Consider the following 11654-nt stretch of genomic DNA (forward strand, 5'->3'; position numbering starts at 1 on the left):
TACGTCGGTCAGATGCCGGCAACCGTAATCCCCCGTCGGTTGTTGTCTGCCGAGGACGCCGAGACGCTCCGCGCCTACCTGGCCGAACGCGGGCTACTTCAGGTCCGATGAAATCGCGTTGGCAAGCCCACGGACGCACCCGAGCATGTGGTCGCCCTTCCAGAGGCCGGGTCTCGTAGGCGTGCTGGCCTGCCGAGCGGCCGTCACTGTCCGTACTGCTGCTCGGGCATTTCATCGGTGGTGGCGTCCGGGCTGGCGTTGAGGCCGGTGGCGATCTGAGCGGGCAGCGGGTAGGCATGTTCGACAGGTAGTTGAGCTGCTGCCGCCTGGTCGTCGCCGCTACGCAGAAGATCCCGGACCAGGTGCACCCTGGGGGTGATATCGGTGATGGCAACGACCCAGTCGTCGACATACCGGTGGACGGCCTCGCCGGACAATCCGACCTGCAGCGACCGGTACGGCAGCGCCTTCAACTCCAGCGATCGTTCCGGATCCCACTGCACTCGGACTGGACTGGTCTTCAGTTGCCGCGACCAGGTCGCCTTGTCGCGGTGCACGTCTCGGTCATAGTGACTCAGGCACGCCCGCGCCAGCGCCCACTCGAATCCGTCCCGCCTGATGTCGATGGACAGAACGCGCTCTTGCCCTGGCTTCATAGCCCAACCGCAGCGGTACATCATCCACAGGAACGACGGCTTGATCCACGTCATCCGTTCCCGCTTGAAGGGAGCCATGAAGCGGCCGGCTGCCACCGCTGGCAGCGCGATCTGCGGGGGGTACGCCTGGTACACGGTGATGGTGTCGGTCGAGTAGCGGGCGCGGACCTGGCGGGCGGGAACGGACACGCACGTCATCCTTACCGGTCGGGAGCGATCGCTCCACTGATATTGCAGGTACCGGCTGGATCGCCCAGACCCAGGCCGACCGCACCCGAGCGAAAGCAGAACTACACGCACCCGCGGGCACCACCCCACACCGGCTGACCCGAGCAGAACTTACCGCCCTGGTGACCGCGCTCGGGGATATCGCCGCCGTGCTCCGCGACGACCCAGCCGACAAGGCCAAGGTCTACCGGCAACTCGGCCTCCGGCTGAACTACCATCCCGAAATACAAACGGTGCGCGCTGAAGTGGATCTCAGCGCGCACCGTGGGAAAACGGTTTGTGTCCGAGGGGCAACACGAACCGTTACCCCATCACCGATAACAATCGTCAAGGCCTTGAGGCCAACCCAAGCCTAGGAACGCCGCTGCCCCAACCTGTCGGTTCCGCTGAAAGGGGTCATCACGCACCTGCACGACAGTGTCGCACGCACCGGGCCCGGCTCCCGTGGACTATCCGCCTTCCTGTCGAAGTCAACCTACCCAGCGTCCACCTCACCCGCACCAACCCGTCATGGGCCTGCACGGCTTCAGCTTCGGCGAGATCACCTTTAACAACTGCGGCATTCCCGCGACCAACCGGCTCAGTGCCGAAGGCGACGGCCTCGACGTCGCCTACTCCTCCAGCGTCCTGCACGCCAGACCCAACCAGGCCGCCGTCGCCCTCGGCATCCACCAGGCAATCCTCGACACCACCGTCACCTACACCGTTACGGCAATCCCTGACAGACCTGCCGACGGCGATGCAGCGGCTCGGCTACATCAAGTCCCGGCTTGATGACCGCCCGGCTGGCCGCCTACCACACAGTAGGCCCGCTCGATATAGGACAGTCCTGCGACGCCGAATTCATCAACGCGAAGCTGACATCGAGCGTCACCTACGCAACGCCCTGCACATCTTTGCCCCCGCAGGTACCTCGGACATCCAACGCCTCCGGATAGCCGAACACGCACCCGGCATCACCAGACAACCCTGATCCACCCGGTTCAGAACCTCTCCGTCCATTCGCCTCGACAAGAGGGCGACGCGATGAAGCTCGTGCGCCTGCGGGGAATATCAAAGGACGATCCAGTTGCCGAAGGTGCCGCCGGCTTCGCCCTGGCTGACACCGCCGATGCTGTCGTTGGTAGCGGCGGCATTATATCGCATTAGAGCCCTCCGTTGACGTGACTGATACAGACAGGCTCGCGGCACTCGCTTCACAAACGGTTTCGCCCGGCTTCAGAACCACTTCAGGACGGAGCCAGGACGCGAACCGGACCACCACCACGGTCTACTCGGAGAACGCCGACCGGCTGACCACCACGGTCACGGTCACGAACCCGGCCGGTCACACGAGCACCAGTAGCTTCGATGTCACGCGTGCTGTGCCGTTGACGGTCACCGACGCCAACAGCAAGGTGACAACCGGCACCTACGACGCGGTGGGTCGGCTGCTGTCGGTGACCCGGCCTGGCAACACCACCGGTACTCCCGATGTCGAGTACGCCTACACCCTGTCGAAGACCGCGCCATCCTGGGTGCGCACGCGGGCGTTGGGCCCGAACGGCAACCAGATCACCTCGTACGAGATCTACGACGGGCTGCTGCAACACCGCCAAACCCAGGCCACCTCCGCTGACGGGAAGCGGGTCATCACCGAGAACGTGTACGACGAGCGCGGGCTGACGGCCAAGGAATCCACCTTCTGGAACACCGACTCCACGCCGACGTCCACCCTCGTCACCGCCGCTGACTGCGTCGACGACCACGGTCGGGTCGCCGAGAAGCGGCAGTACCACACGTCAAACACGGCGGGGGCGTTCGACAAGACCACCTACGGGTACAACCTGCGCGGTTACCTGACCCCGATCGTCGATCCGGCCGGGAACACCTGGTCCTACACCTACGACCTCCTCGGCCGCAAGACCCAGTCCGTCGACCCCGATGCCGGCACCGCCCTGCCCTACCGCACCTACCTCGGCGACAACGACAAACGAGTGCGACTGACCACGCAACACGGCACCAGCGCCCGCCGGCTCCTCGACGCCCGGGTACACACCGAGAACCCCACCACCCCGGGCACCTGGGACGACAAGTTCAGCACCCAGTACGCCTACCAGGACAACGGCCTGATCACCGTCATCGCCGGAAAGACCGACGGACAACGAGACCAGGTCGAGTGCTTCACCTACGACCACCAACAACGCCTCACCGAGGCATGGACCGAAGCGACCTGGAACTGCGCCACCCCGCAACGCGCCGGAGCCGACCCGTACTGGCGGCAATGGACCTTCGACACCATCGGTAGCCGACTCACCCAGGTCGACAAGAACCCCGCCACCGGGGACACCACCTGGACCTACACCAGCCCCAACCCCGGCCAGGCCCGCCCCCACACGGTCACCACGGCAACCGGCTTCTCAGCCACGCACCCGACAACACCACCCTCTACCTCGGCCACACCCAACTCGAACTCACCGCCGGCAGCACCCAAGCCGACGGCACCCGCTACTACAACGGCTACGCCATCCGCGACACCACCGGCCTGAAGTGGACCGTCAACAACCACCAAGGCACCGGCCAAGTCCAAATCGACGCCGGCACCCTCACCACCCAACGCCGCCGCACCCCAACACATCCACGGCTACAGCTACGCCAACAACAACCCCACCACCCTCAGCGATCCCACCGGACTCATCCCCCTCGCCACCGGCGGCGGTCCCGCTGAAGAGAAATACTGGAAAAACAAGGAGACAAAGCTAACCTATGACATCCATAGAGAAACGCGGAAGGTCGTTAAGAAGTCTCGCCCTTAGCCTAACCTCAAAAAGATTCCTATCTACCCCCTACCAGTCTTCAATTCAATTCCAGAAAAGTTGCGACACCCGGATGCGCTAGACTGGATCATGTCGGCGCCTCCAATCTCAACCCAAGTGTCGGATATATACAGCAACAACAGGGAACGGTCGCTCGATTCCAGGCCTCGCATGAATCCTGAGCCATCAAAGGGGATGGTCGCGTTTTGTGTCGGTGCTAATGTACAGTTGGGTGAGACGGTAAGTGTGTCGGGATGTCTTGGGTTCGACCAGGATGGCGTAGGTGTCTTTTATGGCGGGAAGATGGGAATGGGTCCAGGTATCGGTGCTGGCCTAACGGCCGGCTTGCAATTCTCTAACGGGGGCGTCGTGGATCAGGCCGGCACTTCAACTTCAATATACGGCCAAGCGGGCCTGGAGCAGCCCGAGGGCCCTGTCATCGGATGGTCCACGTCGGAAGCTGGCGACGTTCACACAGTCAGCGTTGATGCTTCTGCTGGTCCGGGTGTGTCGTTCGGTGAGGCCGGGGTTTCTCGAAATTCGGTCCTCTACTACAAAAACCATGGTGAGTGAAAATGAGAAACCCGAATGAATTCGGTGAGTTGCGTAAGAGCTTCACATATCGGCTCCACATTCGGTCCATACGGATCTTCTTCGGGTTCTTTGTAACTGAGCTGCTTTTGGTTCTGGGTTTTGCCTTAGAGCTATTACCGGACGAGGCTGCGGCGCTGGCGATCGCGGCAGCAGTTATCGGGGCCGGTGCTGTGATTCTGTTAATTGTTACAACGGGAAGAGTGTCTAAGACATTGAGGGACCAGGGTGAATTGAGAAGCATTGATGCGCAAATTCCATACCTTCGTAATTTAATATCTGACATATTTAATCTTAAATAGAGTCCCGGCAAGGTTCGAGGTTGGGGAAGGCCGGTACAGCGGTTAGCGCTGAGAATGACCTTGCGATTGCGATCTCGACGCAAACGTGATCCCGTCAAACCGCTCAAGTACTCAGGACTTGAGGTGGGTCGAGTAGGGGTGCCGGTAAGAAACGTGTCGCTACATCCAAACGACGTCGATCATAAGCGGCCGGCTCCGGGTTTGGCTTGAGTGTGGGGTGCTGGTAACGAGCGTGTCACCAGCCGCCATGCAGTTGCTCTTGTCGTGGCCGCAGACGGCAGCCGGTGAGCGTCTACGCTGGTGTCCGTTTGAGGGTCCTTCACCGGCACCTCCCGGCCGGGTCCTCATTGCTGTTGCGGTGCAGTCGCCCAACGTGACGCAGCACTGGCGGCAGGCGTGTTAGTGGGCTGCGTCGGCTCTGTTGTTCCTGTTCACGTCCGCGGGATGGATATGGGGGTGCGGGTTGGCGTGGTGGTGGGCAGGATGGGCGGGTGCATAGTGCGATCTCGGTGACGCCGGCCCAGTTGCCGGATCTGTTGCTGCATGTGGCGGTGGTCCGGCCGGTGTTTGTGTGGGGCGCTCCGGGTATTGGTAAGAGTTCGCTGGTGCGGCAGTTCGCCGTGTCGCTTGGGTTGGACTGCGTGACTCTGGTTGGTACGCAACTCGCGGCGGAGGATCTGATCGGGGTGCCGGAGTTGCGGGATGGCCGTAGCCGGTTCGCGCCACCGGAGTCGATCGCTCGCGATGAGCCGTATTGTCTGTTTCTTGACGAGTTGAACGCGTCGGCGCCGGAGGTGCAGAAGGCGTTCTACTCGTTGATTCTGGACCGCCGTATCGGGGCCTACGAGTTGCCTGCGGGGTCGATCGTGATCGGCGCGGGTAACCGTGCCACGGACAACGCGCTGGCTCGGCCGATGGCCTCGGCGTTGGTCAACCGGATGGTTCACACGCATCTGCGCGCCAGTGTCGATGACTGGCTGGCGTGGGCGCAGGGCGCCGGGATCCACCATTGGGTGGTCGACTACCTATCGGAGCGTCCGGACCAGTTGTGGGTCAGCCCGCCCAAGGTGGAGGAGGTGTTCTCCACCCCGCGTAGCTGGCACATGCTCTCCGACGCGCTGCGGTCCTACGGCGATGACATCGACGAGCACACGCTGCGGCTGTTGGCGGCCGGCACGTTGAGCCCCAGCCACGCCTCCGGGTTCTGCGGCTACGTGAAGATCGTGCGGCACCGGCACGGGCTTGAGGTCGTCGTGCGTGGGGATGCGGGCTGGCCTACCGCTGCCGCAGACCGGGACCTGCTGTACTTCCTGGCGGAGGCGTTCCGGGCCAGGTTGGTCAAGGAACTGCCGGCGAGCAAGGAACACGCCTCGCCGACAATGCGGCAGTTCGCGCATCGGGCCAAGGCGCTGCTGGTCGAGTTGGCGGAGACGTCGCTGGAGTGCGCCCAGATGGTCATTTCCACCGACGAGGATGGCGCGCCGGTGCTGCCGACATGGTTCCTGGTCGAGGTGAGCCGTGACCTGCCCCGGCTGGTCGCGGCCCGAGCCTGAGGCCGTACACCACGATGGGCAGGAAGAGGCAGGCGCAGGTCGATCCGAACATGGCCGCGTTCGAGGCCGCATGGCGGAAGCTGACCGGCCATCCGATGTTCGCCCCGCTGCTGAGCGTCCAGGTCGGGCTCTGGCAGCGCGTCGGTGCGCGGGCGATGCTGGCCGAGGACGGCCAGCTCGTGGCGGCGAACGCGATCGCCGTGGTCGACTCGCGCGGCCTGATCCGGGCGAGCAAAGCCCGTAGGCTGGACGAGGACCAGTGGTCATGGGTGCTGGCGCACTGCCTGCTGCACCTCGGTTTCGGTCACCTCGCCCCAGATCGTCACGCCATCGACCCGGCGTACGGGGATGTGGCCTGCCTCGTGGTGGCACGGTTCCAGCGGGCCGTCAAACTCGGCACCGAACCGGTGCTGCTGCCAGCCGAGCTTCCCAGTGTCGACGAGTCGGTGCTGCTGCGGCAATGGCGGCAGGCCGGCGTGCCGACCGAGTACGCGGGCTGTGGCACCGGCGGCCACGGACCAGACCTGGTCCCACCACCGCACACCCCGGACCCGGCCGGCGCCAGTGCACCGGACTGGCCGGCGCAGTTCGCGGTGGGCCTGTCCGCGGCGGCGACCGCGGCGGTGGACGTGGCGGGCGGGGCACGCACCTCACTGACCGACCCGACCAGCCGCCGGCAACCGTGGCACCTGGCGATGGGCTGGTTCCTGTCGTCCTACCCGCTGCTCGGTGCGCTGGCGTCCCGATTCACCCTGGTCGCCGACGTCGAACTCGCGCGGGGCTGGGATATCACGATCGCCGCCGTGTCCCCGGTCGCGGGCGAGATCTACCTCAACCCACTGCGAAACCTGTCGGACGAGCAGTGGCGGTTCGTGTTGGCGCACGAGATGCTCCACGCCGCACTGCGCCACGGTGACCGAGTCGGTGGACGCGATCCGTACCTGTGGAACGTCGCGGCGGACTACGTCATCAACGGCTGGCTGATCGAGATGGGTGTCGGCGAACCGCCCGACCGCCTGCTCCACGACCCGCAGTTGGCCGGGATGTCCGCCGAAGCTGTCTACGACCATATCGCCAAGGATCTACGCCGCCTCCGCAAACTGGCCACGCTGCGCGGCATCGGCCTCGGCGACGTACTCGGTGAACCCCTGCCATCCGGCGGCACACCCGGCTACGGAGTTGACCTGGACGACTTCTACCGGCGGGCGCTGCTGGCCGGCTACGCCTATCACCAGCGGGAAGGCCGGGGACACCTGCCAGCCGGACTCGTCGCCGAGATCCGGGTCCTGGAGCAGCCGCCGTTGCCGTGGGATGTCCGGCTGGCCCGCTGGTTCGACGAGTACGTACCGTCGCCGCAGCGTGCCCGATCCTATGCCCGCCCGTCACGCCGGCAGGCCAGCACACCAAACATCCCGCGCCCGGGCTGGCGCTGGCCCGAGGAACCGTCACCCCGGTGCACATTCGGGGTCGTGCTGGACACCTCCGGATCCATGAACCCCGAACTACTCGGCAAGGCACTCGGCGCTGTCGCCTCGTACGCCACCGCCCGTGACGTACCCGCAGCCCGGGTGGTCTTCTGCGACGCGCACCCCTACGACGCCGGGTACCTGCCGGCCGAACAGATCGCCGGCCGGGTACGGATCCGCGGGCGCGGTGGCACCGTGTTGCAGCCCGGCATCCACCTGTTGGAGAACGCCCCCGACTTCCCAGCCACCGCACCGATCCTGCTCATCACCGACGGATACTGCGACACCGTACGCATCCGCCGCCAACACGCCTTCCTCATCCCGGAAGCCGCCCGACTACCCTTCACCCCCCGCGGCCCCGTCTTCCGACTACGGTAACGACAGCCGCGCTGCGTAGCCTCTGCTGAGGGGCGATGAGGGCGTCACTTCCGGATCGGCACAACGCCCGCATCGACTGGTTCGGTGGCCTCGCGATGGAGGCACACATCGCCGTTACTGGCCGCCCCTTCGCCGTCGACGGTCCGGACAGCCCCGATGAACCACTAGGAACCGCAGCCGACCTCACCGACGAGATCTCAACACGGCAGCGTTTCCCCAGAGTCGTGGCCTACCTCGACGCCAACACATGAATCAAACGCCCGTGGGAGAGCGCAGCCAGCTGAACGCGCTCCGCCGAGCACGACTTCCTCCACTTGCTCGCCGTGACCGTCCGCGACCGACGAACGCGCTCGGCGGCAGATCCGGATATCGGTCATCGCCGGGATGATCGCAACCAGCGACCCAACCGCCGAGCGCCTTGACGGCGGGTGGATGTGGTGCGTCGAGGACCGGATCCGCTGCGCCAAGGACACCGGCCTGGGTCGGCTACCCTCCCGCGAGCTCGCCATCAACGCCGCCTGGTGCACGACTGCAGCGATCGCCGTCGACCTGCTCGCCTGGCTGCAGCTCACCGGCCTCAACGGCGACCTGGCCAAGCCGAACCGAAACAACTGCGCCACCGGATCCTGCACACCGCCGCCGCCTCGTGCACGACCAACGCCGCCGCTGGCTGCGCATCCCCACCACCTATCCCTGGGCACACCCGAAACCAGGCTACATCGACCAACAGCGACCAAACGTGCCGAGCCGAAGAAGCCAGCGTCAGGCGCGAATCATCGAGGCTAACGGGAGAACCTGCTCGCAGAACCACCTACTCCCGCCGTACCCGATTCGACGGGCGGGGTGCGGATCCCGCGGTCGCCACGAACAGTCCCTCGGTCTGCGGCGTACGTCGCCAGCGCTTGACCTATTCAGGCGGGTCAGGAAGCCGGTCGCGGCTCACTTGTTGAGGTGCTATTGGTCCACAGTCTCGCCTCGGAGAACGCTGAACAGTCCCGAAGGTAGCCACCTTGCCGCAGCGTCGGCATCGCCACGTCGGTCTGCCCCTGTGAGGGAAGCCCGCTCCCACTGCTGGTGACCATTGCGGGAGTTCGCCGCTGCTTGCTGCGGCGTTCGTACCCTGCCTCGCAAGATCACATTCGTCTCAGCGGAGATCATCGCCGGCAACACACCAGGCGAGTCGCCCAGGATCTGCTCGCGCAGCAGGTCAACAGCTTACACTCAGCTGCGGCCGTCGCGTTCTCTTCTTTGCTACCAGGGCGCGGATGGCTGGCTCGGACGCGGTTCTGGGTGCTAGAAAGACTGACGTGGTCCCGTTCCGCCCGGGATCGGGGCTTCTAGACGACCTTTAGACTAAGGTCTCATTCCGTGATCCGGCTTCACCCGGACAATCGGAAGGACTACACATGATCGACACCATGCAGATGAGGCCTATCAACCCCGAGTCGGTGCCGGAGGCCAAGGGCGGTTACCACAACGCGCTGGAGGTCCAGACTGCTGGGCGGATGCTGTTCATCAGCGGACAAATCCCGCAGACTCCAGACGGCCACGTTCCGACGGCTCCCGAGGCGCAGTGCCGACTGGTCTGGCATAACATCCAGGCGATTCTCGCCGACGCCGGTATGGACGTCGACAACCTGGTCAAGGTCACCACCTTCTTGGCCGATCGCCGGTTCGCCGAGGTCAACACCCAGGTCCGCAACGAGGTACTTGGCGCCCATCGCCCCGCATTGACGGTGATCGTGACCGGGATCTTCGACCCCGAGTGGATCATTGAGGTCGAGGCTATCGCCGTCGCATAGCCGGTCACCGGCACGGAACTCACCGTCACTCAGTCACTCGGCCGGGCGGACGTGGGGGACGCTGGCTCTGCAGGGCGACGGACTGGTCACACTCCAAGATGGGTCCAGTTCGCGCACGTAGGCGCGAACGAGTTCGGGAATCCAGTAGTGCCCGTTCGGTAGCGCCTCGGCAAGCCCTGCATCGACCAGGTGTTCAGCAGCGATCTCTGCAGCGGCTATCGATTGACCCGACAGTTCAGCGAGCTTTGACACGCTGACGGCGTCCTGGTTGAGTCGGCTGAGCAGACGCAGCACGCGCCGCGCTACACCGTCGCCATATCGGGCAAGCACCCGCACTGCGGCTGCCAGCGACTCCCGCATCGTCATCGACTCGCAGACCAGAGCATCGAGTCGACAGGCAGGGTCGGCTAGCCGGGAAACCAATGCGGTCAGCGACCAGCTCTGCTGAGTCTGAAGCCGGGCGGCCGCAATCCGCAGGGCAAGGGGCAGCGCATCACAGCACTGCACGAGAGCCCGCGCTGCCTCGGGTTCGGCGTCCACCCGTTCGGCACCGAGGTGGTAGCGAAGGACGTCGAGCGCGTCCTCGGTGTCCAATGAACCAACGTAGACGCCAAAGGCACCATCTAGAGTTGTCAACCCGGACCGTGAGATGATGATCAAGCCACAATCAACAGGCACCGGCCCGAGGACACGTAGCTGCGCGGCGGTTGCCACGTCATCGAGGACGACCAGGATCCGACGGCCGGTCAGCAGGGCTGACCAGCCCGACGCGGGGTGGTCGTATAGCGGCGGCGATAGCCCGAGTGCTTTGGCCAGGACACTTACCACCCGGGCGGCCTCTACCGGGCCGTCGGGCGTGCCCCCGCCCATGGGCACGAACACCGGTCCACCGAGATACTGTGTGCTCAGTTCGTGGGCGGCGCGCACTGCCAGGGCGGTCTTGCCAGCCCCGGCCAGGCCTTGAACCAGGCCCAGCCGTCCGGACCGCACCCCGCTGACCAACCTGTCCAACTGGGAACGCCGACCGTATAGGGCCACCGGATCGGGGGGAAACCGGTTGGCCAGCGGGCTGGACGTAGTCGTCCGGGCAGGTGGGTGGGCTCCGTCGCGGTGCAGTCGCAGCAACGGGTCGTTGCGAAGTATCCGCTGTTCCAGGTTTCGGAGCGACACGCTGGGCTCGATTCCTAACTCGTCGACGAGCAGCCGCCGCAGGTCGCGGTACACGCCCAGGGCCACTGCCTGCTGTCCATCGCGATACAGGGCAGTCATCAGGTGGGCGTGCAGGCGCTCTCGCAGGGGGTGCTGGCTGACGAGCACCTTGAGTTCTGGCAGCAGCATGCCGTGTCGGCCCAGCTCGAGCTCAGCACCAATACGCGCCTCGACCGTCGCGATCCGGGTCTCTTCCAGGCGAGCCACTTCAGCTGTCACTAGCGGGGTAGGTCGGACGTCGGCTAGCGGGACGCCGCGCCATAGCGCTAACGCCGCGTCGAACCCCTCGACGGCGGCCTCCGGCAGGCCGGCCGCGAGGTCGGCGTGGGCTTGCCGGACGAGCCGTTTACACTCGCCGATGTCGATTGATTCCGCAGCGACCACTAGGCGGTAGCCGGGGCTGCGAGTGGTCAGGAACTCGCCGTCGCGGTCGTCGAGGGCACGGCGCAGCCGCCAGGCGTACCCGGCGACCAGGTTGCTGGCCGAGGTCGGCGGATGATCGTCCCAGAGTTCAGCTATCAGTTGTTCAAGCGATACCACCTGGTTGGCCTTAAGCAGCAGAACCGCCAACAACGCGCGTTGTTTGGCGGATCCGATCCCCTGCCACTGATTGCCGTCGTAGAACTCCATCGGTCCCATCAACCGGAAACACGGGCGGGCGGGTGATACTTGCC

At 65.0% G+C, this 11654-nt stretch carries 7 protein-coding genes and 4 pseudogenes; 9 read left to right on the forward strand and 2 right to left on the reverse strand.

Annotated elements, in window-relative coordinates; translation table 11 throughout:
- Positions 1–111: pseudogene (locus B116_RS27560) on the forward strand (YcxB family protein); the annotation flags it as partial.
- Positions 112–203: 92 nt separating this feature from the next.
- Here the strand turns inward: B116_RS27560 and B116_RS0116420 are convergent.
- A complete protein-coding gene (locus B116_RS0116420) occupies positions 204–854 on the reverse strand; it encodes a DUF4291 domain-containing protein (protein WP_033667674.1) in 651 nt (216 codons plus the stop codon).
- Positions 855–1394: 540 nt separating this feature from the next.
- Here B116_RS0116420 and B116_RS28345 point away from each other — a divergent pair.
- From B116_RS28345 to B116_RS0116465, 8 genes and pseudogenes are all read left to right on the forward strand, one after another.
- Positions 1395–1658: a hypothetical protein gene (locus tag B116_RS28345; protein WP_027660691.1), complete on the forward strand. Its 264-nt coding sequence runs from the start codon at positions 1395–1397 to the stop codon at positions 1656–1658.
- A gap of 683 nt (positions 1659–2341) precedes the next feature.
- Positions 2342–3480, forward strand: a pseudogene (locus B116_RS26800) (RHS repeat domain-containing protein); the annotation flags it as partial.
- Between the two features lie 10 nt (positions 3481–3490).
- Positions 3491–3673, forward strand: a pseudogene (locus B116_RS29120) (hypothetical protein); the annotation flags it as partial.
- 1408 nt (positions 3674–5081) lie between these two features.
- Complete coding sequence (locus B116_RS0116445; protein ID WP_317888967.1) at positions 5082–6125, forward strand: MoxR family ATPase; 1044 nt, start codon at positions 5082–5084, stop codon at positions 6123–6125.
- A gap of 14 nt (positions 6126–6139) precedes the next feature.
- A complete protein-coding gene (locus tag B116_RS0116450; RefSeq protein ID WP_449619015.1) occupies positions 6140–7969 on the forward strand; it encodes a vWA domain-containing protein in 1830 nt (609 codons plus the stop codon).
- Positions 7970–8004: 35 nt separating this feature from the next.
- Positions 8005–8220, forward strand: coding sequence for a hypothetical protein (locus tag B116_RS25260; protein WP_018724224.1), 216 nt, complete (start codon positions 8005–8007; stop codon positions 8218–8220).
- Positions 8221–8410: 190 nt separating this feature from the next.
- Positions 8411–8669: pseudogene (locus B116_RS29125) on the forward strand (transposase); the annotation flags it as partial.
- Between the two features lie 718 nt (positions 8670–9387).
- Positions 9388–9771 (forward strand): RidA family protein, encoded by a 384-nt coding sequence (locus B116_RS0116465; RefSeq protein ID WP_223874598.1) that lies wholly within the window; start codon positions 9388–9390, stop codon positions 9769–9771.
- A gap of 33 nt (positions 9772–9804) precedes the next feature.
- On the opposite strand, the gene B116_RS0116470 is transcribed toward B116_RS0116465, so the two are convergent.
- Positions 9805–11610 carry an AfsR/SARP family transcriptional regulator gene (locus B116_RS0116470; protein ID WP_033667675.1) on the reverse strand — a complete coding sequence of 602 codons (1806 nt, stop codon included), beginning with the start codon at positions 11608–11610 and terminating at the stop codon, positions 9805–9807.
- Positions 11611–11654: the final 44 nt, after the last annotated feature.

It is taken from the genome of Salinispora fenicalii, from assembly GCF_000514815.1.
Taxonomy (GTDB): domain Bacteria; phylum Actinomycetota; class Actinomycetes; order Mycobacteriales; family Micromonosporaceae; genus Micromonospora; species Micromonospora fenicalii.